This window comes from Chelatococcus asaccharovorans (assembly GCF_003201475.1).
Classification (GTDB): Bacteria; Pseudomonadota; Alphaproteobacteria; order Rhizobiales; family Beijerinckiaceae; genus Chelatococcus; species Chelatococcus asaccharovorans.
Map to the genome: position 1 here is coordinate 276,205 of NZ_QJJK01000002.1, position 26,561 is coordinate 302,765.

The 26,561-nt window shown below is 64.2% G+C and carries 22 protein-coding genes; 19 read left to right on the forward strand and 3 right to left on the reverse strand.

Annotation, left to right across the window (positions count from 1 at the left end; all coding sequences use genetic code 11):
• The first annotated feature begins 154 nt into the window (after window positions 1-154).
• The 3 genes from C7450_RS05855 to C7450_RS05865 all read left to right on the forward strand — a co-directional run bounded on the left by C7450_RS05855 (window position 155) and on the right by C7450_RS05865 (window position 5,262).
• Window positions 155-2,308 (forward strand): hydantoinase/oxoprolinase family protein, encoded by a 2,154-nt coding sequence (locus C7450_RS05855; RefSeq protein ID WP_110373469.1) that lies wholly within the window; start codon window positions 155-157, stop codon window positions 2,306-2,308.
• Between the two features lie 38 nt (window positions 2,309-2,346).
• Complete coding sequence (locus C7450_RS05860) at window positions 2,347-4,677, forward strand: hydantoinase B/oxoprolinase family protein (protein WP_110373470.1); 2,331 nt, start codon at window positions 2,347-2,349, stop codon at window positions 4,675-4,677.
• A gap of 75 nt (window positions 4,678-4,752) precedes the next feature.
• On the forward strand, window positions 4,753-5,262 hold the full coding sequence (locus C7450_RS05865) for an acetone carboxylase subunit gamma (RefSeq protein ID WP_110373471.1): 510 nt from the start codon (window positions 4,753-4,755) through the stop codon (window positions 5,260-5,262).
• A gap of 90 nt (window positions 5,263-5,352) precedes the next feature.
• On the opposite strand, the gene C7450_RS05870 is transcribed toward C7450_RS05865, so the two are convergent.
• Window positions 5,353-6,054, reverse strand: a complete 702-nt coding sequence (locus tag C7450_RS05870; protein WP_210206394.1) for an MOSC domain-containing protein — start codon at window positions 6,052-6,054, stop codon at window positions 5,353-5,355.
• A gap of 444 nt (window positions 6,055-6,498) precedes the next feature.
• On the opposite strand from C7450_RS05870, the gene C7450_RS05875 reads away from it, so the two are divergent.
• From C7450_RS05875 to C7450_RS05890, 4 genes are read left to right on the forward strand one after another with little or no spacing between them, the layout of a single operon-like run.
• On the forward strand, window positions 6,499-7,353 hold the full coding sequence (locus C7450_RS05875) for an FAD binding domain-containing protein (protein WP_110373473.1): 855 nt from the start codon (window positions 6,499-6,501) through the stop codon (window positions 7,351-7,353).
• Window positions 7,350-9,665, forward strand: a complete 2,316-nt coding sequence (locus C7450_RS05880; protein ID WP_110373474.1) for a xanthine dehydrogenase family protein molybdopterin-binding subunit — start codon at window positions 7,350-7,352, stop codon at window positions 9,663-9,665. The genes C7450_RS05875 and C7450_RS05880 overlap by 4 nt, the downstream gene beginning before the upstream one ends.
• Entirely contained in the window at window positions 9,658-10,155 is a 498-nt protein-coding gene (locus tag C7450_RS05885) for a (2Fe-2S)-binding protein (RefSeq protein WP_110373475.1), read from the forward strand. Before C7450_RS05880 ends, C7450_RS05885 begins: the two co-directional genes overlap by 8 nt.
• A complete protein-coding gene (locus tag C7450_RS05890; RefSeq protein ID WP_110373476.1) occupies window positions 10,131-12,395 on the forward strand; it encodes a xanthine dehydrogenase family protein molybdopterin-binding subunit in 2,265 nt (754 codons plus the stop codon). The genes C7450_RS05885 and C7450_RS05890 overlap by 25 nt, the downstream gene beginning before the upstream one ends.
• Before the next feature lie 21 nt (window positions 12,396-12,416).
• On the opposite strand, the gene C7450_RS05895 is transcribed toward C7450_RS05890, so the two are convergent.
• The gene (locus C7450_RS05895) at window positions 12,417-13,016 is read right to left on the reverse strand and encodes a cupin domain-containing protein (protein WP_170147085.1); all 600 of its coding nucleotides are present in this window, start codon (window positions 13,014-13,016) and stop codon (window positions 12,417-12,419) included.
• A gap of 130 nt (window positions 13,017-13,146) precedes the next feature.
• Between C7450_RS05895 and C7450_RS05900 the strand changes: the two genes are divergently transcribed.
• The 6 genes from C7450_RS05900 to C7450_RS05925 all read left to right on the forward strand — a co-directional run bounded on the left by C7450_RS05900 (window position 13,147) and on the right by C7450_RS05925 (window position 17,220).
• The gene (locus C7450_RS05900; RefSeq protein WP_146227270.1) at window positions 13,147-13,557 is read left to right on the forward strand and encodes a cupin domain-containing protein; all 411 of its coding nucleotides are present in this window, start codon (window positions 13,147-13,149) and stop codon (window positions 13,555-13,557) included.
• On the forward strand, window positions 13,557-13,955 hold the full coding sequence (locus C7450_RS05905) for a cupin domain-containing protein (RefSeq protein ID WP_110373479.1): 399 nt from the start codon (window positions 13,557-13,559) through the stop codon (window positions 13,953-13,955). Before C7450_RS05900 ends, C7450_RS05905 begins: the two co-directional genes overlap by 1 nt.
• The gene (locus C7450_RS05910; RefSeq protein WP_110373480.1) at window positions 13,952-14,800 is read left to right on the forward strand and encodes a nitrilase-related carbon-nitrogen hydrolase; all 849 of its coding nucleotides are present in this window, start codon (window positions 13,952-13,954) and stop codon (window positions 14,798-14,800) included. Before C7450_RS05905 ends, C7450_RS05910 begins: the two co-directional genes overlap by 4 nt.
• Before the next feature lie 278 nt (window positions 14,801-15,078).
• The gene (locus C7450_RS05915) at window positions 15,079-15,702 is read left to right on the forward strand and encodes an SRPBCC family protein (protein ID WP_110373481.1); all 624 of its coding nucleotides are present in this window, start codon (window positions 15,079-15,081) and stop codon (window positions 15,700-15,702) included.
• A gap of 83 nt (window positions 15,703-15,785) precedes the next feature.
• Window positions 15,786-16,676, forward strand: coding sequence for a cyclase family protein (locus C7450_RS05920; protein ID WP_110373482.1), 891 nt, complete (start codon window positions 15,786-15,788; stop codon window positions 16,674-16,676).
• A gap of 13 nt (window positions 16,677-16,689) precedes the next feature.
• Window positions 16,690-17,220, forward strand: a complete 531-nt coding sequence (locus C7450_RS05925; protein WP_110373483.1) for a carboxymuconolactone decarboxylase family protein — start codon at window positions 16,690-16,692, stop codon at window positions 17,218-17,220.
• A 96-nt stretch (window positions 17,221-17,316) separates the two neighbouring features.
• Here the strand turns inward: C7450_RS05925 and lhpI are convergent, their stop codons facing one another.
• Window positions 17,317-18,279: a bifunctional Delta(1)-pyrroline-2-carboxylate/Delta(1)-piperideine-2-carboxylate reductase gene (gene lhpI, locus C7450_RS05930; RefSeq protein WP_110373771.1), complete on the reverse strand. Its 963-nt coding sequence runs from the start codon at window positions 18,277-18,279 to the stop codon at window positions 17,317-17,319.
• Window positions 18,280-18,587: 308 nt separating this feature from the next.
• Here lhpI and C7450_RS05935 point away from each other — a divergent pair, with 308 nt between their 5' ends.
• From C7450_RS05935 to C7450_RS05960, 6 genes are read left to right on the forward strand one after another with little or no spacing between them, the layout of a single operon-like run.
• A complete protein-coding gene (locus tag C7450_RS05935) occupies window positions 18,588-19,439 on the forward strand; it encodes a fumarylacetoacetate hydrolase family protein (protein WP_110373484.1) in 852 nt (283 codons plus the stop codon).
• Entirely contained in the window at window positions 19,436-21,529 is a 2,094-nt protein-coding gene (locus C7450_RS05940; protein WP_210206376.1) for a hydantoinase/oxoprolinase family protein, read from the forward strand. The genes C7450_RS05935 and C7450_RS05940 overlap by 4 nt, the downstream gene beginning before the upstream one ends.
• Window positions 21,526-23,418 (forward strand): hydantoinase B/oxoprolinase family protein, encoded by a 1,893-nt coding sequence (locus tag C7450_RS05945; RefSeq protein WP_110373485.1) that lies wholly within the window; start codon window positions 21,526-21,528, stop codon window positions 23,416-23,418. The genes C7450_RS05940 and C7450_RS05945 overlap by 4 nt, the downstream gene beginning before the upstream one ends.
• A gap of 14 nt (window positions 23,419-23,432) precedes the next feature.
• Window positions 23,433-24,293, forward strand: a complete 861-nt coding sequence (locus C7450_RS05950) for an IclR family transcriptional regulator (protein WP_170147086.1) — start codon at window positions 23,433-23,435, stop codon at window positions 24,291-24,293.
• Between the two features lie 11 nt (window positions 24,294-24,304).
• Window positions 24,305-25,261 (forward strand): dihydrodipicolinate synthase family protein, encoded by a 957-nt coding sequence (locus tag C7450_RS05955; protein ID WP_110373487.1) that lies wholly within the window; start codon window positions 24,305-24,307, stop codon window positions 25,259-25,261.
• 56 nt (window positions 25,262-25,317) lie between these two features.
• On the forward strand, window positions 25,318-26,505 hold the full coding sequence (locus tag C7450_RS05960; RefSeq protein WP_110373488.1) for an ABC transporter substrate-binding protein: 1,188 nt from the start codon (window positions 25,318-25,320) through the stop codon (window positions 26,503-26,505).
• The last annotated feature ends 56 nt before the right edge of the window (window positions 26,506-26,561 follow it).

Below are 26,561 nucleotides of genomic sequence, written 5' to 3' on the forward strand. Positions count from 1 at the left end.
GATCGGACGGTGTGCGGACGCGAATAGCGACCTTCGCACATGCGGCAAGCGACTGGAAAATTTGAAGCCGCCACCCAGCGAGGGTGTTGGCACGCTCCCTGCCCTCCTTTTGATACCGGCTCGTCAGAGGCCGACCTCACAAAGGAGGACGCTCGTGAACATCCATACGCCCACCGAAAGAAGCGTGCAGGTGCTCGGCATCGATGCCGGCGGCACCATGACCGATACCTTTTTTGTCGATTCCGACGGTGATTTCGTCGTCGGCAAGGCCCAGAGCACCCCGCAGAACGAGGCGCTCGGCCTGATCGCCTCCAGCGAGGACGGCCTCGGAGCCTGGGGCCTGTCGCTCGATGCAGCGCTGAAGCAGCTCCAGACCGGCGTCTATTCCGGCACCGCGATGCTCAATCGTGTGGTCCAGCGCAAGGGATTGCGGTGCGGCCTCATCGTCAATCGCGGCATGGAGGATTTCCACCGCATGGGCCGGGCGATCCAGGCCTATCTCGGCTACGCCTATGAAGACCGCATCCACCTCAACACCCATCGCTATGATCCGCCGCTGGTGCCGCGCAACCTGACGCGCGGCGTCATCGAGCGTGTCGACATGTCGGGGACGGTCGTCATCCCCCTGCGGGAGGAGACCGCGCGTGAAGCGGCGCGCGAACTGATTGCGGCCGATGTCGAAGGCATCGTCATCAGCCTGCTGCATTCCTACAAGAACCCCGATCACGAACGCCGGGTGCGCGATATCGTGACGGAAGAAATCGCAGAAAGCGGCAAGTCGATCCCGGTCTTCGCCTCCGCGGATTACTATCCCGTGCGCAAGGAAACGCATCGCACGAACACGACTATTCTCGAGGGTTATGCGGCCGAGCCATCACGCCAGACGCTGAAGAAGATCTCCGACGCCTTCAAGGAGCATGGCACGAAGTTCGACTTCCGGGTGATGGCGACGCACGGCGGCACGATCTCCTGGAAAGCCAAGGAGCTCGCCCGCACCATCGTCTCCGGGCCGATCGGCGGCGTCATCGGCGCCAAATATCTCGGCGAGGTGCTGGGCTACAACAACATCGCCTGTTCCGACATCGGCGGCACATCCTTCGACGTGGCCCTGATCACCCAGGGCGAACTGACGATCAAGAACGATCCGGACATGGCGCGGCTCGTCTTGTCGCTGCCTCTCGTCGCCATGGACTCGGTCGGTGCCGGCGCCGGATCCTTCATCCGGCTCGATCCCTATACCAAGGCGATCAAGCTCGGCCCGGACTCGGCCGGTTACCGGGTCGGCGTCTGCTGGAAGGAAAGCGGCATCGAAACGGTGACGATCTCCGACTGCCACATGGTGCTCGGCTATCTCAACCCGGACAACTTCCTCGGTGGCGCGGTGAAGCTCGACCGGCAGCGCTCGGTTGATGCCATCAAGGTACAACTCGCCGATCCGCTCGGTCTCTCCGTCGAAGATGCGGCGGCCGGCGTCATCGAACTGCTCGATTCCGACCTGCGCGACTACCTGCGCTCGATGATCTCCGGCAAAGGTTACTCGCCCCAGAGCTTCGTGTGCTTCTCCTATGGCGGGGCCGGACCCGTCCACACCTATGGCTATACGGAAGGGCTCGGTTTCGAGGACGTCATCGTCCCGGCCTGGGCGGCCGGCTTCTCGGCCTTCGGCTGCGCTGCGGCTGATTTCGAGTATCGCTACGACAAGTCGCTCGACATCAACCTCGCGCCGGATGCGCCAGCCGCGCAACGCGAAGCTGCAGCAAAGACATTGCAAGCCGCATGGGAGGAATTGACCAGGAACGTGCTCGAGGAATTCAAGCTCAACGGCTACGAACCTGAGCAGGTGACACTGACTCCCGGCTACCGCATGCAGTATCGCGGCCAGCTCAACGACCTCGAGATCGAATCGCCGCTCGGCAATGCCGGCACGGCCGATGATTGGGAGCAACTCCAGGACGCGTTCAACGCCACCTATGGCCGCGTCTATGCCGCCTCGGCGCGCTCGCCCGAACTCGGCTATTCCGTGACTGGCGCCATCATGCGCGGCGCGGTGCCGATCCCCAAGCCGAAGATCCCGAAGGAGCCGCTCGAAGGCGAGACCCCGCCCGAGGACGCAAAAACCGGCACACGCAAGTTCTACCGCAAGAAGCGCTGGGTCGATGCACAGCTCTACCGCATGGAGGCCCTGCGCCCGGGCAACCGTGTCACCGGTCCCGCAATCATCGAATCCGACGCCACCACCTTCGTCGTTCCCGACGGCTTCGAGACCTTCCTGGACGGACATCGCCTCTTCCACCTGAGGGAAGTCTGACCGGTCCCAGAACGCGCAAAATCCGAAGGAATACGATCATGAACGTCAATGTTCGAGAGAAAGACCTCGCCTCGACGACGCGCGGCATCGTGCGCGGCGGTGAGACGCTCAAGGAGCACCGCGACCGCCTGATGGAGGCGACCAAGCGGACGAAGCACTACGCAGGCCTGGAGACGATGGAGCTGCGCGACAGCCAGCCCATCCTCTACAACAAGCTGTTCTCGCGTCTGCGCGCCGGCGTCGTCGACGCCCGCGAAACCGCCAAGAAGATCGCGGCTTCCCCGATCGTCGAGCAGGAAGGCGAACTCTGCTTCACCCTCTATAACGCGGCGGGCGACAGCATCCTGACCTCGACCGGCATCATCATCCATGTCGGGACCATGGGGGCCGCGATCAAATACATGATCGAAAACGGCTGGGAAAGTAACCCCGGCGTCAGGGACAAGGATATCTTCTGCAACAACGACTCCCTGATCGGAAACGTTCATCCTTGCGATATCCATACCATCGTCCCGATCTTCTGGGAGGGCGAATTGATCGGCTGGGTCGGCGGCGTCACCCACGTCATCGACACCGGCGCCGTCGGGCCTGGCTCGATGGCGACGGGGCAGGTGCAGCGCTTCGGCGACGGCTACTCCATCACCTGCCGCAAGGTGGGCGAGAACGACACGCTGTTCCGCGACTGGCTGCACGAGAGCCAGCGCATGGTGCGCACCACGCGCTACTGGATGCTCGACGAACGCACCCGCATCGCCGGCTGTCACATGATCCGCAAACTGGTCGAGGAGGTGATTTCCGAGGAGGGCATCGACGCCTATTGGAAATTCGCCTACGAGGCCGTCGAGCATGGCCGGCTCGGATTGCAGAACCGCATCAAGGCGATGACCATCCCCGGCACCTACCGGCAGGTCGGCTTCGTCGACGTGCCCTATGCGCATGAGGACGTGCGGGTTCCCTCCGATTTCGCAAAGCTCGACACGATCATGCATGCGCCGTCCGAGATCACCATTCGGGGCGATGGCACATGGCGCCTCGATTTCGAGGGGGCGAGCCGCTGGGGCTGGCATACCTACAATGCCCATCAGGTCTCGTTCACCTCGGGCATCTGGGTGATGATGACCCAGACGCTAATCCCCTCCGAGATGATCAACGACGGCGCGGCCTATGGCACCGAGTTCCGCCTGCCGAAAGGCACCTGGATGAACCCGGACGACCGGCGCGTCGCCTTCTCCTATTCCTGGCACTTCCTGGTCTCGGCCTGGACGGCGCTGTGGCGGGGATTGTCGCGCTCCTATTTCGGGCGCGGTTATCTCGAGGAGGTCAATGCCGGCAACGCCAATACGTCGAACTGGCTGCAGGGCGGCGGCTTCAACCAGTATGACGAGATCCACGCCGTGAACTCGTTCGAATGCGCCGCCAACGGCACCGGGGCGACCGCCGTCAGCGACGGCCTCAGCCACGCCGCCGCGATCTGGAACCCGGAAGGCGACATGGGCGACATGGAGATCTGGGAGCTGGCCGAGCCGCTCGTCTATCTCGGCCGCCAGATCAAGGCGTCTTCCGGCGGCGCCGGCAAATATCGCGGCGGCTGCGGCTTCGAGAGCCTGCGTCTGGTCTGGAATGCCAAGGACTGGACCATGTTCTTCATGGGCAACGGTCACATCTCCTCCGACTGGGGACTGATGGGCGGCTATCCCGCGGCGTCCGGCTATCGCTTCGCCGCGCATAACACGGGGCTGAAAGACCTGATCGCTGAGGGCAAGCCCATCCCGCTCGGCGGCGACACCGATCCCGAGCATCCGGTCTGGGACGGGCTCCTGAAGGATGCCCTCATCAAACGCGACAAACAGGCCATCACCACCGAGGAAATGTTTGCCGACTATGATCTCTACCTCAATTCCATGCGCGGCGGGCCGGGCTTCGGCGATCCGATCGACCGCGAGCCGCAATCGGTGGTCGACGATCTCAACGGTGGCTATCTGCTCGAGCGCTTCGCCTCCCAGGTCTACGGCGTGGTGGCGAAGAAGGGCGCCGACGGGGCCTTCGTGCTCGACACGGCGGCCACCGACAAGCGACGCAAGGCCATCCGCAAGGAGCGGATCGCCATGTCCGTGCCGACCGCGACATGGCTGAAGGGCGAGCGCGAGAAGATTGTCGCCAAACAAGCGGCGACCCAGGTCCAGCAGATGTTCGCGGCGTCCTTCAAGCTCGGTCCGCGTTTCGAGAAGGATTTCCGGACGTTCTGGAACCTGCCCGCAAGCTGGAGCCTGACCGAGGAGGAGATCGGCATCCCGCACTACGGCTCGCATTACTCCATGGACGTCTCCGAACTGCCCGACGTCAAGACGGTGCAATTCGTCGAGGAGTGATGAAGGCGCCGGGCCGGCTTCACGCGCGGCCCGGCTTGCCCGCCCGTTCAACAATCAACATTTGAGGAAACAGCCATGGCCTATACCCGCGCCAAGATCGCCGATCTCGTCGACGGCAAGATCGACCACGACACGCTCCACCAGATGCTCTCCACCCCGAAGGATCCGGAACGCTTCGCGACCTATATCGAGATCCTGCAGGACCGCGTGCCCTGGGACGACCGCATCGTGCTGCCACTGGGGCCGAAGCTCTACATCGTCCAGCTCAAGACGTCGAAGCAATGGATGATCCGCTGCGAATGCGGCCATGACTTCTGCGGCTGGCGCGAGAACTGGAAGCTGCATGCGCGCATCCATGTTCGCGACACGCCGGAAAAGCTGGAACAGATCTATCCGCGGCTGATGGCGCCCACCTCGACCTGGCAGGTGCTGCGCGAATACTACTGTCCGGAATGCGGAACGCTGCATGATGTGGAGGCGCCGACCCCCTGGTATCCGGTGATCCGTGACTTCGAGCCGGACATCGACACCTTCTACAAGGACTGGCTCGGCCTGCAAGTTCCCGAGCGCGCCGAGGCGGCTTAAGGCTATCGCGGGCGCGGTGAAGTCATCGCCGCGCCCGGGGTGCTGCGCCCGCCGCATGGCGAGCACCATGCCTGAACGTGGCCCGCCGCATTATTCCGTTCGGGCCGGCGCCGGCCCGAACAGGCGCGACGTCCAATCCTCCACCGCACGCGTCGCGAGACGGCGCTCGGCAAGCCGCTGCCAGCTCTCCGGCAAGCCCGGCAGATCGGCCATCGCCGTCAATTCGGCGTCGTCCAGCGGCGTGACATAGAGCAGCCGCCACAGCCGCCTGATCGTCCATTCCGGCCAGTGACGATCAAGCAGCACGAGGCTGTCGCCCGGTCCGACCTGTCCCGGCTCGATGACGCGATAGTACCAGCCCGTTCTGCCGCTCGCCTGCACACGCGACGCCATGTCGTCGACGCCGAAACGGATATTGAGCTTCCAGCAGGGCTGCCGCCCCTGGGAGACCTCGACCACGGCACCGCCCAGCCGGAAGACGTCCCCAACCGCCACCGCAGCCTCATCGAGGCCCGAGATCGAGAGGTTCTCGCCGAAGGCGCCGGGCCGGGCGAGCAGGGGCATGGGCCCGATCTCGCGGCGCCAAGCCTCATAATGCGCGAAGGGATAGTGGTGGACGGCCTTGTCCGGTCCGCCGTGATGCCGCCGGTCTCCCTGCGCGTCACCCTCGAAACCGCCAAATCCCAGTTGCAGCGGGGCGTCCACGGGGCGCTTGTCGATGCCGCTTGGGGTGTCGGTCTGCCCGAGCGGCCGAACAGGGCCGACAAGCAGATTGTCGAGGCGCAACTTCATCATAAAGGCTCATATGGTCACCGCAGCACCATAGAGGGAGCATCGCCATCGGTCACCTGTGGCTTCTCGGCCTTATGCCTTGCAAACGGTTGAGATCCCCGGAACGCATCGCCACGACAGCACGGGGACGCGCTGCTGTTTTAAGGACTATTCACAATTTTTGATTGCGCGTCGAGACGCCGCGCGCCGCCGATGCCGTCGTAACGCTCTGAAACTCCGGATATTCGGGCATTGGAACGCCGGACGATGAATTTTATTCTGTTTCAATTCGCCTTGCTTATATTCAAAAAGCCCATAGGATAGAATTATCAGAATGGACGTGCGATCGCGCGCCGCGAAGGCCGGGGCTCGCACGGCTTGCACCATGAACGAAACGGGCCGCCCGGCACGCGCCGGAGGGAGTGGGATGCTGCCTGCGCCATCATTCGGGACCGAATAAGACTCATGAAGCCTGCGTCATTCGACTACATCAGACCGGGATCACGCGCCGAAATCCTCGCCGCCCTCGCCGCCCACGGTGATGACGGGAAGATCCTGGCGGGCGGCCAGAGCCTGGTCGCAGCGATGAATTTTCGTCTGGCGCGCCCCGAAGTGCTCATCGACATCAACGGGACGAAAGACCTCGATTACCTCCAGCCGTCCGGCGACAGCCTTGCGATCGGCGCGTTGACGCGTCACGCGGCCTTCCACAAGCCGGTGGTCGATGGCCCGCTTGGCCCGTTGCTGGCCAAGGTCGTCCGGAACATTGCGCATTATCCCATCCGTCAGCGCGGCACCTTCACCGGAAGCCTCGCGCATGCCGATCCGGCGTCCGAATGGTGCCTGGTCGCGACGACGCTTGACGCCGAGATGCTCATCGTCAACGCCGAAGGCGAACGGCGCTGCCGCGCCGGGGATTTCTTCAAGGGGACCTTCACCACGGCCGTCGGCGCGCAGGATCTTCTGGCCGAAGTCCGGCTGCCCTTGCTCGACGACGGCTGGCGCAGCGGCTTCTACGAATTCTCGCGGCGAGCGGGTGATTTCGCGCTGGCGATGTCGCTCGCCGCGCTCAAGTTGGAGAACGGACGCATCACTGAGGCGCGGCTCGGCGTCGGCGGCGTGGCCGACCGGGCAATCCGATTGCACGCCCTCGAAAACGAGCTCGCCGGCAAGGCTCCGTCGCGCGAATTGTTCGAGGATGTGGCGGCCTCAGCGAAAGCCGCGATCAAGCCGAGCGAAGATATCCACGCCTCCGCCGATTATCGCCGCGACCTCATCCGCACCGTCGTTCTCAGGGCCTTGACGGAGGCCGCGGCATGAGCTGGATCGGCCGATCCCTGCCGCGGCTCGAAGACCCCTCGCTCCTGATGGGGCGCGGGCGCTATGTCGCGGACCTCGCGCGCGGGGCAGCGTCGGTAAAATTCGTGCGCAGCCCGGTTGCCGCCGGGCGCATCCTCAGCATCGACGTGCCAGACGGCGAACTCGTCTTCACGGCAGCGGATCTCGACGGCGTGAAGCCGATCTGTCCCATCCTGCACCGGCCGGACTATATCGCGGTCGAACAGCCCATATTGGCCAAGGACAGGGTGATGTTCTGCGGCCAGGCGCTGGCTGTCGTGGTCGCGGAGGACCAGGGCCTGGCGGAGGATCTCGCCGAAGAGGTCTATGCCGACATCGACGCCGAGGATGCGATCGTCGATATGGAGGCAGCGCTTGCCGAAGGCGCGGTGGCGGTCCACGCCCACGCACCGGGCAATGTCCTCGTCGAGGGGGTGCTGCGCAGCCCCGGCCTCGACGCTGCCTTCGCGGATGCGGCCGAGATCGTCACACTTGACCTGCGCTCCGGCCGGCAGTCGGCGATGCCGCTGGAAGGGCGCGGTGGCGTGGCGCAGTACGACCGGATTTCCGGGCGTGTGACGCTCTACGCTTCGGTGCAGATGCCGCATATGCTGCGGACGGGTCTTGCCGACGTGCTGCAGATCCCGGAAGCGGATCTCAGGGTCGTCGCCCCGGATGTCGGCGGCGGCTTCGGGCAGAAGATGTCGCTGTTTCCCGAATATGTGGCACTCGTCTGGCTCGCGCGAAAGCTCGAGCGCGACGTCGCCTGGATCGAGGATCGCCGCGAGAACTTCCTGGCGTCCTCCCACAGCCGCGACCAGTCCTTCCATGTGCGCGGCGCCTTCGCGAAAGATGGTACGCTGCTCGGCATCGACGCCGACCTGAAAAGCAATGTCGGCGCCTTCTCCTGTTATCCCGTGACCTGCGGCGTGGAGCCGCTGATGGCGCTGGCCGAACTGCCAGGCCCCTACAAGGTGCCGGAATATGGCGTCCGCTCGCGCGGCGTCACCACCAACACGGGCATGATGGCGCCCTATCGCGGCGTCTCAAGGCCCATGCTGACGCTCACCATGGAGCGCATGATGGATGTCGCGGCCAGGCGGCTCGGTATCGATCCGATTGAAATCCGCCGCCGCAACCTCATCGACAGCTTCCCGCACCGCTCGCCGACCGGTCTCGTCTATGACGAGGGCAGCTACAAGGAAGCCATGGACCGGGCCGTCGCGGCGATCGATCTCACAGGCTTCCGCGCCCGGCAGAAGGAGGCACGCGCCGCGGGACGGTATCTCGGCATCGGCTTTTCCGTGTTCAGCGAACGCACCGGCTACGGCACGCCGGCTTATGCCGCGCGCGGCATGAACATCGTGCCCGGCTATGAGATCGTCTCCTGCGCGATGGATCCCTCCGGTTTCGTCGAGGCGCGGATCGGCTCCTCGCCGCACGGGCAAGGTTTGAAGACGGCACTCGCCCAGCTCATCGCAGACGAGCTCGGCGTCGAGCCGGGCAAAATCAAGGTCTTCTCCGGGGATACCGACGCGACGCCCTATGGCTGGGGCACCTTCGCCAGCCGCTCGATGGTGATCGCGGGTGGAGCCTGCAAGCTCGCCGCCGGCAAGGTCGCCACCAGGCTGCGCTCCGTCGCGGCGGTCATGATGCAGGCCAGTGAGGACCATATCGTGCTGGAGGACGGGCTGGCCCGTGTCACGGGGACGAACCAGTCTCTGCCAATTCCCGAGGTCGCACGCGCCGCCTACCACCAGAGCCATCGGTTCCCTCAATCGGGACCGGGCCTGATCGAGAACGCGACCTACGATCCCGGCGGCACATTCTCAAATGCCTGCCATGCCTGCATCGTCGAGGTCGATATAGAAACCGGCGGCGTCAAGATCGAGCGGTTCATCGTCGCCGAGGATGCCGGCCTCCTGATCAATCCGATGATCGTCGACGGCCAGATTCACGGCGGCGTCGCGCAAGGCATCGCCAATGCGCTGTTCGAGGAGTTGATCTACGACGAGACGGGCAATCTGCTCACCGTTTCGCTCGCCGATTATCTTCCGCCCACGATGGCCGAGGTCCCGACAATCGAGATCGAGCATCTGGAGACGGTTTCCGACGCCACGATCACGAAGGCCAAAGGTGTCGGCGAGGGCGGCGCCATCGGCGCGCCGGCCGCGATCATCAATGCCATGGTCGATGCGCTGTCGCCCTTCGGTATCGAGATCGTCCGGATGCCAGCCACCCCGCAATATATCCGCAAGCTGATCCGCGAGGCCGAACGAGACGCCCATGGCTAACAAGCATGTCATCACGCTCATCGTGAACGGCAAGGATTACACCCTGTCCGTGGAGGCGCGGCGGACACTCGCCGATGCCCTGCGCGACGATTGCGGGCTCACGGGGACGCATCTGGGTTGCGAGCATGGCGTCTGCGGCGCCTGCACGGTTCTGGTCGATGACAAGCCGGTGCGCTCCTGCCTGATGTTCGCGGTGCAGGCAGAGGGTTGCTCCGTACGAACCGTCGAAGGCCTGGCGAAGGGTGACGCGCTGCATCTCCTGCAGAAGGCCTTCTGGGAGAACCACGGGCTGCAATGCGGCTTCTGCACGCCGGGCTTCCTGATGCTGGCCGCGGGCGCGCTTGAGGCCGACCCGGACCTGAGCGAGGAAGAGATCCGCGATATCCTGTCGTCGAACCTCTGCCGCTGCACCGGCTACCAGAACATCATCAAGTCCGTCTGTCTTGCTGCAAACGAGATGCGTGCATGTCCGCCATCGGCCGATCGCTGAAGCGGCTGGAGGATCGCCCGCTCCTGACCGGGGACGGGTGTTTCGCCGCCGACAACCGCGCCGATGGTCAGGTGCATATGCGCATCGTGCGCTCGCCCATCGCCTTCGGCCGCATCCTTGATATCGAGACGGACGAAGCGAAGGCGCTTCCCGGCGTGATTGCCGTATGGACGGCCGCCGATATTGCCGATCTTCCGCCGATCGACTTTCGCATGACGCGCATTGCCGGCCTCGAGCCCTATCGGCAGCATGTTCTGGCGCGCGACTATGTGCGCTATGTCGGTGATCCCGTTGCGGTTGTGTTCGCCGACAATCCCTATATCGCCGAGGATGCAGCCGAACTCGTCTTCTGCGATATCGAGGAGGAGACGCCCTGCCTCGATGCAACCGCGGACCCGGTCGCCTTCATGCCGGAACGCGATCCCGCGCTTTTGAGCGAGGCGGCGGTCATCACCAAATCCTACGGCGACATGGAGGCCGCCTTCGCGGGCGCGGCCGCCATCATCGAGATGGAACTGAAGGTCGGGCGCCATACGGGCGTGCCGCTGGAGACGCGCGGAGCACTCGCCGTGCGCGACCCGGAAACGGGTGTGCTCACCATGTATGGCGCGGCGAAGGTGCCGCATTACAACCGGGACAGCATCGCCCGCATGCTCGGGCTGGAGCCGGAGCAGGTGCGGCTGAGCGAGGGCCATGTCGGCGGCGGCTTCGGCATTCGCGGCGAGCTCTATCCGGAGGACGTTCTGGTCTGCGCCGCCGCCTGCCGGCTCGGCGTGCCCGTCAAATGGGTGGAGGACCGGCGCGAACATCTCATGGCGGCCAATCACTCGCGCGACCAGGTGCATCGCATCAAGGCGGCCGTCGATGCGAATGGCTTCGTACGTGGGCTCGTGGACACCTTCTATACCGACCAGGGCGGCTATGTCCGCACCCACGGCGGCACGGTGTCAGATCTCGCTGCAGCGCTTCTCCCGGGGCCTTATCTGATCCCGGCCTATCACGTCGAAGGCCATATCCGGCTGACCAACAAGACACCGTCCGGCACCTATCGCGCGCCCGGCCGCTACGAGACCACCTTCGTCCGCGAGCGGCTGATGGATGCCATCGCCGCCAGGCTCGGCCTCGATCCGATGGAGGTGCGCCGGGTCAACCTCATTCCCGAGGATCGGATGCCGTTCGACCGCGGCATCGAGGCGCTCGGCACCCATGTGCTCTATGATTCGGGCAAGTATCACGACCTGCTCGATCGCACCCTGACCCGTATCGGCTATCAGGACCTCAAGGCTGATCTGGCCCGCAGGCGCGTGGCCGGCGAAGCTGTCGGCCTCGGCATTGCCTTCTTCGTCGAGAAGAGCGGCCTTGGCCCGCATGATCTCGTGACAATGGCGGTCCAGCCCGATGATACGATCGAGATCGTCACCGGCGCGGCATCCGTCGGCCAGGGCGTTGAGACCGCGATGGCGCAGATCTGCAGCGACGTGCTCGGCGTGCCGATCGAACGCATCCGCGTCATCCATGGCCAGACCGATCGCATTGCCATCGGCTTCGGCGCCTTCGCCTCCCGCGTCACGGTGATGACGGGCTCGGCCGTGAAGATCGCCGCCGAAGCGCTCAGGGATAAGGCGATCGCACTTGCCGCGCCCCTGCTGCAGGCCGATGTCCGCACGCTCACGCTCGAAATGGGATGCGTGGTGTCCCGCGATTCGGGTGCAACGATCGGACTTGCCGAAATCGTCGCACAATCCGGCAAGGACCTCGACGCCGAGGGCCTCTTTCGCGCCGATCACATGAACTATCCCTACGGCATTCACGTCGCGCAGGTGCGCGTGGACGAAGCCGTCTCAGGCATTCAGGTGGAGCGCTATCTCGTCGCCTATGACGTCGGGCGCGCGATCAATCCGATGCTGATCGAGGGGCAGATCGTCGGCGCGGCCGCGCAAGGCATCGGCGGCGCGCTTCTCGAGGAGTTCATCTACAACGAGGAAGGCCAGCCGCTCGCCACAAGCTTTGCCGACTATCTTATGCCGACCTGCCACGAAATGCCGCCGGTCGAGGTGCTGCTGCGCGAGGATGCGCCGAGCCCCCAGAACCCGCTCGGCGTCAAAGGCGCCGGCGAAGGCGGCATCACAGCTGTCGGCGCGGCCATCGCGGCGGCCGTCGACGACGCGCTCGGCAGGCCGGGGCTGATTACGAGCCTGCCGATTTCACCGCGCCGCCTTCATGCCCTGCTGCGACGGTGACATGCTGGATGTCGATTGGCCCTAATCGCGCTGCAGATTGATCCAGAGGGTGCGAACTTGTTCCTTGCCATGGTTCCAGATGCGGTGGGGGCGGCGCGAACTGTAAGAGATGAGGTCGCCGCCCTCCACCACATGCAAGAGCCCGTCGACCTCGACGGTGAGCTTGCCCTCGAGGACGAAGCCGTATTCGAAACCGTCGTGCGTGATTGGCTTTTCGGTCGCGCCCGTATGCGGCGCGTATTCGTTGATGGCGATGGAGATGCCCCGCGCGCGATCCTCCTTGATCAGCCTGCGGATCACATGAGCCGCCGTCTCGATGACACGCTGCTCGGAACTCGTGACGACGAGTTTCTCGTCGTCCACAGCCTGATCGACGATGAAATCCGACATCTGCACGCCCAGCGCGCTGGCGATCACGATCAGCGACCCGATCGAAGGGGAAGCCCGACCGCGCTCGACCAGGCTGAGCATCGACGCGCTCAGCCCGCAGGCATCCGCAAGCGCCTGCAACGTCATATTGCGCGCCTGCCGCACATCGCGAATGCGAAGCCCGATTGCCGCGAGCGTACTGGCGGTCGTCCCAGCGGGATCGTCCTGGGGGGTCAGCGAAGGCTCACTCACGATGTCCGTATCCTTGATCATTTGACAGTCGTCGTCACCGGCGCACAGCGAGCGGCGAATAGCACTTGCACGGCGGTCGATTTTGATCATACTAAAATATGTGAATAATATTCAAATGGAAACTCGAGCCGTGGCTTGCCCCCCATCCCATAACACAGTCCGCGTTTTGAACAGCGCGGCCGACTGTCCCGACCTCCCGATCGTGGTCGGTTCAGGCCGCGCCAAAGTGGTGATGTGGCCCGGCAACGGCGCCATCCACCGGACCTTTCACGTGATCGAGCTGGAGCAGAACGACAAGACGATCGACCTCGCGCATCCGTCCGACAGCGCCTATTACGTCGCCGCCGGCTCCGGCGTCATCGCCGATCTCGTCTCCGGCGAGCGCATGCCGCTCATCGAGGGCGCGATGGTGCATATCGACAAGGGCGACCGTTACCGCTTCGAAGCTACCGCAACGGCCGGCCTCAAGCTGATAGGCGGCCCCTGCCCCGCCGACCCGCAGCTCTATGCGCATCTCGCCAAGGCCGGGGAGACCGTGTGATGGCCATCAGGATTTTTCATCGCGACACGCCCTCGTTGCGCCTTCCGCTGATCTCCAAAGACGCACGCTTCGTCATATGGCCAGGCACCGGCGCTTGGCACGCGAATCTGAACTATGTGCGGCTGGAAGCCGGCGAAGCCAATACGCCGCATGTCCATACGATCTCGGAGGATACGATCTTTATCCTTCAGGGCGAGGGCACCGCTTACGACTATACGAACGACATCGAGCTAACGTTTCACGCGGGCTGCGTGGTGCATGTGCCCGTTGGGGTCAAACATGCCATCGCCGCCGACCGGGGCGTCGAGGTGGTGAGTGTCGGCGGCCCAAGCCCGGCGGATGTGCCATTGCTCAAGGCGGTCGGCGCCTTGCCGGCAGATGCGGAACCGCCGGCATGACTTTCCCGGTCGCGGTCGTTCAGTTCACAGCCATGCCCGGGCGAGCGCTGGAGAACCGGGCGCGCAGCCTGCAACTGATCGAGAATGCGGCCGCCGACGGCGCGCGCGTCATCGTGCTGCCCGAGCTCGCGGTCTCCGGATACACGCTGAACCCTGACGATCTCGCAGCCGCGGCCGAACCGTTGGACGGGCCGACCCTGGCCGCCTGGACTGCGGCTGCCAAGCGCCTCGGCGTGGTGATCGCCGGCGGCTTCTGTGAGAGCGACGGAGACCGTCTCTACAATTCCGCGCTGCTTGTCGGGCCGGATGGCCTCCTGCTGCATTACCGGAAGCTCCATCTCTTCGACGGCGAGAAGCTCATCTTCACGCCGGGAGATCGAGGCCTCACCGTCGCCACCACGCCTTTTGGCCGTATCGGGCTGTGCGTCTGCTATGATCTGCGCTTCGTCGAAGTGATGCGTGCGCTGGCGCTGCAGGGCGCCGAGCTCATCGCGGTGCCGACGGCCTGGGTGCGCGGCTTCGACAAGGTCGATCGCGACGGCGACGGCCTCATCGGCCAGGCGCGCGGCGCGATCGTGCAGGCCAATCTCAATCAGGTCTATATCGCTTGCGCCTCACAGGGCGGGGAAGCGGGCGACATCGCCTTTCTCGGCTCGTCGCTTGTGGCGGACCCCTATGGGCGCATCCTGGCGGGCCCTCTGGCGCAGGACACCGAGGCCGCGGCCATCGCGCCCATGGACCCCGCCATCGCTCAGGCCGCATTGGTGCGGAGCGAGCGGGTGAAGCCGCGAGAGGACAGACGAACCGATGTCTATGGCGTGACGCTTGGAGGACGAATGCTCTGATGTGATCCGGATCCACCTTACGGAACGGATCTGCAAGCAAATCCTGGCGCCGGACTGTGTGTATCACGCCACTCGTTAGTGGCGCGATCGATTCCAGAGGAACGTAATTCGACGCCGAAGGCTCGGGATATCATCGGGCCACTTGCCAATATTTCCATTATTCGACCGGGGGCTTCGAACACCAGCGGCCGGCGCGCTGCCACGCCGTCATCAGGCACGCCGATGACCGCGCATGACGCAGTTCATTGTCCCCGCCGTTCTCTGAGGAGGTATCAGCCATGAAGATCGCACAGGAATTCACCGTGGCACGTCCGATGCCTGCCGTATGGAGCTTTTTCCACGACATCCCCAATGTCGCACGTTGCCTGCCCGGCGCGGAGTATCTCGGCCCGAAGGAGGGCGGCAAGCATACCGGCAAGGTCTCATCCAAGATCGGCCCTTTCCAGGCGAGTTTCGAGGGTGAGGCCGATGTCGTCTATGACGACGACGCCAAGTCAGTCCATGTCGAAGGCAAGGGCGTCGACAAGAAAGGCGCGAGCCGTGGCAAGATGATCATGGATTGCCGCCTCTTCGCCGAAGAAGACAAGACGAAGGTCGTCGTCGACGCCGACGTGCAACTCTCCGGCGCGATCGCGCAGTTCGGCCGGACAGGCATCATCACCGAGGTCGCCAACGTGCTCATCGCCGACTTCGTCCGCAACGCCGAGGCGGCGCTGGCGGCTGACAATACGGCTGACATGGCCGCTGCGCCAACCCCCGCTTCGGCGCAGGAACCCGAGACGGCACGCGGCGCCGCCCCGTCGTCGGCCCAGACGGTCGCCAAGCCGATCAGCGGCTTCGGCCTGATGGTCGCCGTCCTGAAATCCTGGCTCGCGTCGCTGTTCGGGCGCCGGGCTCACTAAGCTTTTCAACGCATCGTCTTCGCGCAAACCGGCTTTTACGTCGCGCGAACGGGCTCTCATCCTATCCTAGCTGGAGACAACCGATGAAGATCATCGACCTTTCCCATCTCATGAATGTCCATACGCCGGGCTGGGTGGGTTATGCGGGCAACAAGATGTACTATGCCCAGAACCTTCAGACGATCCACATCGTCGCCCAGCGCATCGACACGGCGCTCCATGTCGGGACGCATATCGACGGCGCCATGCACGGCACCGACGGCATGGGCGACATGGCCTCCTATCCCCTCGACTTCCTGGTCGGCCCCGGAGCCGTCGTCGATGTGTCCGAGCACATGGATGACTGGGCGGTCATCACCCCTGAGATGATCGAGAGCGCGCCGGTGGATGTAAAGGACGGCGACATCCTCATCATCCACACCGGCTGGCATCGCTATTGGGAAGGCAAGCCGCAGCAGGATCTCGTCAAGTATTTCTGCATGCATCCCGGCGGCAAGCAGGAACTCCTCGACTGGATGATCGCGAAGAAGATCAAGTGGTTCGGCATCGATTGCGGTTCGGGCGACCATGCCATGAACACGACGATCCGCCGCATGCGTCCTGATCTCGCCAAGCAGTTCGAGGAAAAGGTCCGCATGAGCTGCGATGAGTTCTTCGGCAAGAACAGCTATGTGCACAAGCGTTCCGGCCGCAAAGTCGTGGAAGACTATTTCCCCTTCCATTCGCAAGCCTTCCAGGAAGGTTTGATCCACGCCGAGAATGTCGGCGGCGATATCGAGCTCATGCTCAACCAGCGCGCAGTGATCGGCGCCTTCCCCTGGCGCTATGAAGGCCTCGAGGCCTGCCCCTGCCGCATCGTCTGCTTCCAGGGCATCCCGGAAGATGTCGAAGCCATCGGCGACGTCGCCAAAGCCATCTTCGGTCCGCGGCAGATCGCTTCGGGCATGATGTCCGGCGGACCGGACGGGCGCTGAACGGAGAGAGGCGATGCTGATCGGCGTTCGCGACATCGCGGAGATGACGCCCGCACAGCGCGCAGTCCACGATGCCATCGCATCCGGGCCACGCGCCGGGGTTCCACTGCCGTTCCTGGCCATGCTCGACGTGCCGGATCTCGCGCATGCGATCCAGTCGGTGGGCGCGGCGATCCGTTTCTCAGGCGCGTTGCCCGCGCCGTGGCGCGAGGTGGCGATTCTCGCCACCGCGGCTGCGTTCGGCTCCGGCTACGAGTGGGACTACCATCTCCCCATCGCGCGCGACCTGGGCGTGGCGGAAGCGACGATAAGCGCCGCCGCATCGGGGCGTCCGGAGGATGCTGCCACGCGCGAAGACCATGCCATTATAGCGCTCTGCCGCGACGCTGTCTTGAACAGCAAAGTCGATCAGGACAGGCTCAAGGAATTGGTCGGGTATGTCGGCGCCGCGGCGGCAAGCGAGCTCGTTGCGATCGCCGGTTACTATCAGTTGCTTGCGTTGTTTCTTGCGGCAGGCGCGCTCGATCACCCCGTTCAGCTCTGAAGCCGTCACAGTCGGCCAGTACAAGCCTGCCCGCGTCACCATGCCTGAGCGCGGTGACGCGGCGCCTACACAACACCCGCGATCGCCGTTGTGCGCTCAAGGCGTCGAGCGGACGCTCTCCGGCTTCTTATCGTCAACGAGCAGCGTCGCGGCGGCGAGATCCTCGATAGCCGTACCGACGGATTTGAACAGCGTGATCTCAGCGTCGCTCGCTCGCCCGGCCTTCGCGCCGCTGGTCAGTTCGTGGAGATCCGCGCAGACCTCGGACGCCTGCCATTGTCCGGCCGCGATGGGCTGGAGCAGGTCGCCCGCCTCGGCGAGCGCGCCCGCGTAGGTATCCACGAAGACCCGGCTACGCCGCACCGCCTCGTCGTCACTCTCCCGCATCTGCGGCGTGAAGGCACCGACGAGATCGAGATGCGTGCCCGGCCGCAGGTGTTCCCCGAGAACCAGCGGGACGCTGGACGTGGTGGCGCAGCTTATGATATCGGCCTGCGCGATCGCAGCGGGTAGATCGCTGATTGCGGCGGCATCGAAGCCTTCGCCCGCCAGCCGATCGGCCAGCGACAGCGCATGCTCCGGCGTGCGTCCCCAGACCAGGACCCTCTCGATCGGCCGCACGGCGCGATGCGCCATCGGCAGATGCGCCGCGACATGGCCGGTGCCGACGATAAGCAACGTACGGCTGTCCGCGCGCGACAGATAACGCGCAGCAAGCGCAGAGGCCGCCGCCGTCCGCCTGTTCGTCAAGGCCTCGCCTTCGATCAGCGCGCGCGGCTCGCCCGTCTCGCCATCGAACAGAACATAGAGGGATGAAACGGCACCAAGGCCACGCGTGGCATTCCCGGGGAACACGGTCACAAGTTTCACGCCCAGCGCCTTGCCGCGATGCCAGGCCGGCATCGTCAGGAGGTGACCTGGCGCGGGGTCCACGCCGACGTCGTAGCTGCACCGAACGGGCATCGGCTCGCCGCCACGCCGGAAAGCATCGGCGAGAGCTTCGATCAGCCTGGGATAGTCGAGGCCTTTCTCCACATCCGCATAAGAATAATGGCGCAGCACGCGATACGTCCTCCTGGTCGGTCCCCATCAAGCGGGAACGCCGGCGGATCCCGGGGGGAATCGCGGCGTTCCGAATGCCCGGACTGTTTCATATCAGAACGACCCGATCGGCCGCATCCTGGAAATCCGCGTCTACCAGCCGCTTCAGGCGCGATCGCTGGCGCATCGACCTCGCCCGCCCTGTCGCGAGTTGGCCCACGCGGCGGCAGCGGGCCCCGCGGCGGAAAATGGCGCTTGACATGCGACACGTAACGCCGTTACCGTAACGACGTTACTGATAATCATCCAAAACCTGGGAGGGCTATATGCGCCTTGGCTTGGCCGAGATTGACGGCGTGCGTGCGTTGGTCGCTCTTCGCGATGGCGTTGTCGTCCGCCCTGGTGGCGGGCTACCAGCCGATCCACTCGCGATCCTCATCGACCTGTCGCTCAGGGCAAAGGCCAGCGCGGCGATTGCGAGCGCGCCAGCCGTTGATCCCGCATCAATGCGACTCCTGCCGCCATTGGCGGAATTCGGCAAGATCATATGTGTGGGGCTGAACTATGCGGATCACGCAGCTGAAAGCCCCTATGATCGGCCGAAGTTTCCGGTCTTCTTCCTGCGCGTGGATACCGGCATTATTGGGCCGAATGATCCGATTATACGTCCTCTGATTTCTGATCATCTCGACTTTGAAGCCGAACTGGCTGTTGTTCTCGGGAGCGGTGGGCGGCGTATCGCGGAGGAACAGGCGCTCGGTCACGTCGCAGCCTACACCGTGTTCAACGATGGCTCGATCCGCGACTGGCAGTTCAAGGGGCCGCAATGGACGCTCGGAAAGAACTTTGACAACACTGCGCCGATCGGTCCCTTCCTCGTGTCGTCCGACGCGGTGCCCACGGACGGAAAAGGCCTCAGAATTACCACGCGCCTGAATGACGAGATCGTCCAGGACGCCAATACAAATGACCTTCTTTTCCCCATACCGGAGCTGATCGCACGTGTATCCGAAGCGATGACGCTCAAACCCGGCGATATCATCGTCACCGGGACCCCCGCCGGCGTCGGCTTTGCCCGCAAGCCGCCCTTGTTCATGAAGGCCGGCGACGTCTGCGAGGTCGAAGTCGAGGGCATCGGCAAGCTCGTCAATCCGATCGTCGACGAGGCCGCATCGTGAGCGGGGATGTAAAATCCGGTAGAGATGCGGGTGACCTGCGTATCGCTGCAGATGTCGGCGGCACATTCACGGACGTGGCCGTTTTCGACGAAGCAACCGGCGCAATCCGTCTGGGCAAGACCCTGACGACACCGGCGAGCCTCATTGCGGGCATGAACCGCGGCGTGGAAAAGGCCGGCGCACAATTTGCCGACGCCGGCTTGTTCCTGCACGGCACCACGGTCGCCATCAACGCACTTCTTGAACGCAAGGGCGCACGCACCGCCCTTGTCACGACGAAGGGCTTCCGGGACATCTATGAGATTGGCCGGATCAACCGGCCCGAAGCCTATAACCTGTTCTTTCGCAAGCATCGGCCGCTGGTCGAGCGCGCCCTGCGCATCGAGGTCGACGAGCGTCTGGACGCGGCCGGGGACATCCTGCGGCCACTCGACGACGCCGAGGTGGAACGCGTCGCTGGCGTGCTGCGCGACGAGAAGGTGGAAGCGGTGGCAATCCTCTTCCTGCATTCCTACCGCAATCCGGCCCACGAAATCCGTGCGCGTGACCTGCTCAGTGCCATGTTACCGGGTGTTTTCGTCACGGCTTCGCATGAACTCTCACAGGAATATCGCGAATTCGAGCGGTCGTCGACAGTTGCGGCGAATGCTTACGTCGGCCCGCGGGTCATGCGTTATCTCGCGGAAGCCGAGGATGTACTGGACAGCGTCGATTTCACCGGCAAATTTCTCATCGTCCAGTCCACCGGCGGCCTCTATGACGCAGCACAGGCCAGCCGCGAGTGCATCCGCATGCTGGAATCGGGCCCGGCAGCGGGCGTCATCGGCACCCGCGCCCTCTGCGCCGAAATCGGCCTCGGCAACGTCATCGCCTTTGATATGGGCGGTACGACAGCCAAGGCCGGCGTCATTCTCGACGGCGCCGAACTGACGGCTAATCAGGTCATGGTGGGCGGTTACGCGGAAGGATTGCCGATCCAGATCCCGATGATCGACATCGAGGAGGTCGGCACCGGCGGCGGCTCGATCGCCCGTGCGGTGCACGGCCAGATGCGGGTCGGGCCAGACAGCGCCGGCGCCGTGCCCGGCCCCGTCTGCTACGGCGGAGGTGGCAGCGAGCCGACCGTCACGGACGCCAATCTCCTGCTCGGGCGACTCGCACCCGATCTGTTTCTGGGCGGCGAAATGCAGCTCGACGTCGAGGGCGCGCGCCGCGCCATGGATGAGCGCGTGGCGCGTCCGCTCGGCCTCACGACCGCCGAGGCGGCCGACGGCGTTATCCGCATCGCGGTCACCCAGATGGCGAATGTCGTCAAACGCGTGACGACCGCGCGCGGGCTGGACGCGCGCGATTTCGCCATGGTCGCCTATGGCGGGGCGGGGCCGCTTCATGCGGTGCTCGTGGCACGCGAACTCCAGATTCCGCGCGTCATCATTCCCAATGCACCGGGCCATTTTTCCGCCTACGGAATGCTGGTCAGTGACCTGCGCCGTGATTTCGTGCGCACGCTCTTCGCCCGGCTCACGGAAGCTCCCTTCGACGTATTCGATGCGATTTTCAAAGAAATGGAGCATCAGGGACGAGAGGAAATCGAGGCAGCGGCTCCCGGGAAGCTGGAGATTCAGCTCAAATATGCAGCCGACATGCGCTATGTCGGCCAGGAACATGCGGTCACGGTGGAAGTACCGGTTGACGCCTTCGCGCGCAGGGATTCTGCCGCGATCAAGACCGCGTTCGATGCCGTGCATGCAGCGCGATACGGCTATTCCTCGCAGGACGAGCAGGCGGAAATTGTCAGCCTGCGCCTCTCGGCAATCGGCCATATCGTCAAACCATCGCTGGCAGCAGTGCCGGAAGCACAACATGGCATCGATGCGGCGCTGATCGGGATCCGCGTGGTCGATTTCGGCGCGCTCGGCGGTCGCCATGACACCCCGGTCTACGACCGCGCCAGGCTTGCCGCCGGCCATCGCATCACCGGCCCTGCGCTGATCCAGGAATATGCCTCGACCACCGTCCTGCCGCCGGGCGACGTTGCCCGGGTCGACACGCAGGGCAATCTCGACGTCGCGGTGGAGGTCGGCTCATGAGCACGTCATACAAAGGTCCCGATCCGGTCACGACTGAGATCATCCGCAACGGCTTCATCGCTGCAACTGAAGAGATGAAGACGAACCTGATGCGGACGGCGTATAACATGATCATCTACGAGGCGCTCGACTTCACGGTCGGTCTCTTCGATCGCCATGGCAACACCGTGTCGATCGGCCTCGGCCTGCCGATGTTCATCCGGGGCATGAGCGAGACGATCAAGGCGAAGCTGGCACATTTCGGTGCGGACGGCATCGCGCCGGGCGACGTGCTCCTCACCAACGACGCCTATACGACCGGCAGCCATCTCAACCACATGACATTCTCCGTGCCGATCTTCCACGACGGCCGATTGATCGGCTTCTCGGCCTGCATGGCCCATTGGCAGGATATCGGCGGCACCCTCGACGGGATGACGACCGACATCTTTTCCGAAGGCTTGCAAATGCCTCTCGTCAAGGCGTGGCGGGCAGGCGTCCCGAACGAGGAGATCCTGTCGATCATCCGCATGAACGTCCGCCTGCCCGAGCGGGCAATGGGTGACCTGAAGGCGCAGGTGGCCGCCGTCAGGACGGGCGAGAAACGCTTCCTCGAACTCGTCGCCAAATATGGTGAGGCGGCTGTCGACGGCGCCATCGCATCGATCTTCGACCATGGCGAGGCGGTGGCGCGCGCAAGCGTCGCGCAGATCCCGGATGGCGTCTATGAAGCGGAAAGCTTCATGGACGACGACGGCATCGAAGCTGGTCGCCGTATACCGATCCGCGTCAAGGTGACGGTGGCGGGCGATGCGATGACCATCGACCTGACGGATGTCGGCGCCCAGGTCCGCGGGTTCTACAATTCCGGCGAAACGGCCGGGCGCTCTGCCGCCCAGGTCGCCTTCAAATGTCTGACCTCGGGGCTGGAACTCCCGGTGAATGACGGCGCTTTCCGCAACCTCACGATCGTGCTGCCGGCGGGTCGGGTCGTGTCGGCGGAGCGTCCCGCGCCAATGCGCTGGTGGATGACCTATCCCATGACGGTGGTCGACACCATCTTCAAGGCGCTGGCGCCGGCGGTTCCGACCCGCGTGATTGCCGGGCATCACGCCGATCTCGTGATTGCCTCGATCAATGGCCGGCAGCCCCGTGACAATCAGCTCTATCTCTATCTCGGCGGCCTGATCGGTGGCGGCTGGGGCGCGAAAATGGGCGAGGACGGCATGAGCGCAACCGTCGCGATCAACGACGGTGACACCCACAACGGTCCCTCGGAACAAGTGGAGGCGAAATATCCGCTGATCGTGGAACGTTACGCCTTACGTGAGGACTCAGGCGGCGCCGGCAAATATCGCGGAGGTCTTGGCACGGAACAGGTCGTGCGCGCCCGCCACGACATCATGTTCAATGCCCAGATCGATCGTGTCGACTGCCGACCGTGGGGCCTTTTCGGCGGCCTGTCGGCACTCGGCAACGAGGTCCGGCTCGAGCGCGACGGTGAAGTCGAGCGCTTTCCGACCGGCAAGGTCCTCTCGCAGAAGCTCACCGCGGGCGACGTCTACACGGTGTGCTCGGGCGGCGGAGGCGGTTTCGGGTCACCGCTCGAGCGCAATCTCGCCGACCTCGAAAACGACGTCCGGCAGGGTTATGTCTCGCAAAAGGCCGCGGCCGAGTTCTACGGTGCTGTCTTCGACAAGGACGGCCGCATCGATCGCGACGCAACGGCGCTCCGGCGCGCCGACATGAGGCGGCGTGGCCTGCCGAAGGATCGCCCCTTCGCGACAGAGGATCATTCCGACTGGGGCGGCTGTCCCTATTGCGATAGGATGCTTTGGCCGCATCCCGAAGCCGAGCAGATGGCCCGCGAAGCGGCCGCCAACGGACTGAGCCGGTGGCGATGCTGCTAGACGGAGACATGTGGATGCGAAGTGTTGGTGCAGGCGAGCGGCGGGCGGCGGAGCGGTCTGGCGAGGATACGATCCTTGCCGTGGCGCGCGCTCTCGATCTGATCGAGCTCCTTTCCAGTTCCTCCGATGGAATGAGCCTTGCCGAGATTTCGCGCGAACTGGAGCTCAATAAGGCCATTATTGTACGGCTGCTCGATACGCTGGAGCATGCGGGCTATATCTGGCGCGACGATCGCGTGCAGCGCTTTTACTTGACCTATCGTGTGAGTAACATCGGCCTTCGCCATCTTCAGACCAGCCGGCTACTCGACCAATGCGCGGCAGTTCTGAAGTCGCTGGCCGAGGAGAGCGGCGAACTCGTCCGCCTCGCCGTCGTCGAGCCGGGTGGCGACAAGCTGACCTGGGTCCATCTCGTCTCGGGCGCCAAACGCACGCTGCAGATCGACCCGAACTATTCGCTGGAGATCAGCCTCCATACGCACGCGATTGCCAAGGCCTGGCTTTCGACCATGCCGATCGAACGCGCGATGGCGCTGATCGCGGCCCAGGGCATCGAGGCGCGTACGCAGTACAGCAAGACCGACCCGGAGGTGATCCGCGACGATCTTGAACAGGCGGCACGGCGGGGCTTCGCCGGCTCCTTCGAGGAGAACGAGATCGGCATCAGCGCGATCGCCGCGCCGATCTGGGCCGACACGCTCCAGGACGGCCGCGAATGCGTCGGTGCCGTCAGCCTCGCCGCGCCCACCAACCGCACGACGCGGGAAGACCTTGAGGCCTGGGGCCCGGCCCTCATCCGCACCACCGAGCAGCTCGGCCGGATCTGGCCGCTCGAGGCCCGCGCCCGATCCGGGCCTTTCCCGCAACGCTTTTGAGGAGGATGCACATGCCGCGTTTCGCGAACGACTTGCCGGCCGGCGTCATCCCGGCCGTGCTGCTGCCCTTCCATGACGACCTGTCGATCGATGAGGCAAGCTTCAAGGCCCATCTCAATGACGTCGCGGCGGTTGCGGGCGTCTCGGCCATCACCTTGAACGCACACTCGACCGAGGTCGCCTCCTGCAGCGCCGACGAGCAGCGCCGGATCATGGAGATCGGCGCCGAGACCGTCGGCGACCGCCTGCCGATCGTTCACGGCATATGGGCGGACGGCAGCCTGGAGGCCGCCGCCATCGCCCGCCGCGCCACGGCGGGGGGCGCATCCGCCCTGCTCGTTTTCCCGCCCGCGCCGTTCACGCTCGGCCAGACCGAGGCGATGGTTCTCGCGCATTTCCACCGGATCGCCGATGCGAGCGACCTGCCGCTCATCGCCTTCCAGTATCCGCGAACGACCGGCCAGGGCTATCCGCTCGCGACATTGCACAAGCTCGCCGATGAAATTCCGACCTTGCGCGCCATCAAGGACTGGACACCGATCGTGCCGCAGCATGAGGAAACGATCCGCGCGTTGCAGGGGCGCGATCGGCCCGTCAACGTGCTGTCCACCAACAGTGCGTGGCTCCTGTCCTCGCTCGTTCTGGGCTGTAACGGTCTTCTGTCGGGCTCGGGCAGCGTCATCGCCGATCTGCAGGCCAGGCTGTTCCAAGCCGTCCAGTCGAACGACCTCGCCGAGGCGCGCCGCCTGAACGACCGCATCCATCCGCTCGCACGCGCCTTCTACGCAGAGCCCTTCGTCGATATGCACAATCGCATGAAGGAGGCGCTCGTACTGCTTGGCAAGCTGCCGCGCGCGGTGGTGCGGCCGCCGCTTGTCAAGCTTTCCAACGACGAAATCGCCGGTATTCGCGCGGTCTTGCTGGAATCCGGACTGCTGGGGGGGACGCGGGAGGGCCGCGCCGCCTGACAGCTTCAACCGGCGACCGGCCGAAAGAGCGCGGCGCCACCTGGGGAGAGACACATATGAGCATGGTTCTGAGATCAGTGGCGCTCGCGCTGCTCGCTGGTACCGCGTCACTGGCCGCACAGGCCGAGGAAAAGCCTCCCGTCAAGATTGGCTTCGTTACCGAACTAACGGGCCCATGGTCGTTCTTCGGTACAAGTTGCGTCGCGGGTCTGAAACTTGCCGAACAACAGATCAATACATCCGGCAAACGGCGTATCGACTTTGTCATAACCGACAATCAGACGAATCCGGCGCAAGCCGTCGCCGCCTCGCGCTCACTCGATGTGCAGGACAAGGTCCTCGCCCTCTCCGGCCCGACGAGCTCCGACACCGGCCTCGCCCAATATGGCTATGCCGAGCAGAACAAGGTTCCCTTCATCGCCCCCGTGGCTGCCTTCCCGCAGCTCACGAAGCCGGGCACGCGCTATACCTTCCGTCTGGAGCCCAACGCCGCCGGCTGGGGCTACGCCATTGCCAAATTCGTGGAGCAACGCAAGCCGGGTGCCAAAATTGCGCTGATCTACTCCGACTATGCGCTCATGCGGGCTATCACGGCCGGCCTCAAATATCAGGCGCCGCTCTCCAAACTGAATATTGTCGCCGATATCGTCTTTCCCCAGGGCGCCAACGACGCAACCGTGCAGGCGGCGCAGGTGCTGGCCGCCCAGCCTGACTATGTCTTCGTCTCAGGCGCTGGCGGCTTTGACAATACGATTACCAATCAGCTCCTCGACCTCGGCATCAAGCCGGAGCAGATCATCCATCCCTTCGGCATCACCACGCAGGTCATCAACTGGGGGAAGCGCTCCGTCGGCTCGTTCTACGGCACGTTCTTCGATTCCAATCTCGACGCCTTGACCACCGAAGGAAAGACCTTCGTCGAACAGTTCACCGCGCAGAACGGGCGTCCTCCCTCCTATGTCGAGAATTTCTGCTACGTCACCGCGAATGTCATTCGCGAAGTGATCGACAAGAACCCCGATGTCGCCGATGACCGTGAGAAATTCCGCGATGCGATGTCGGCCTTGAAGACCAAGGAGACGACGTCGGGCATCCCGATCGAGTTCGACAAGAATGGCGCGCGCAAGGAGTATATCTACTTCATGCAGATCCAGGACGTCGGCGAGAAGAGCTATAAGGCCAAGCAGACCTTCTATACGGAATGGGATCCGGAAGTCATCCCTGTCTATACACTCGTGAAGTGATCGCCGCGCCGCCGGCACGATAGCCGGTGGCGTCCACCGGACGCTGGATCCCGCGA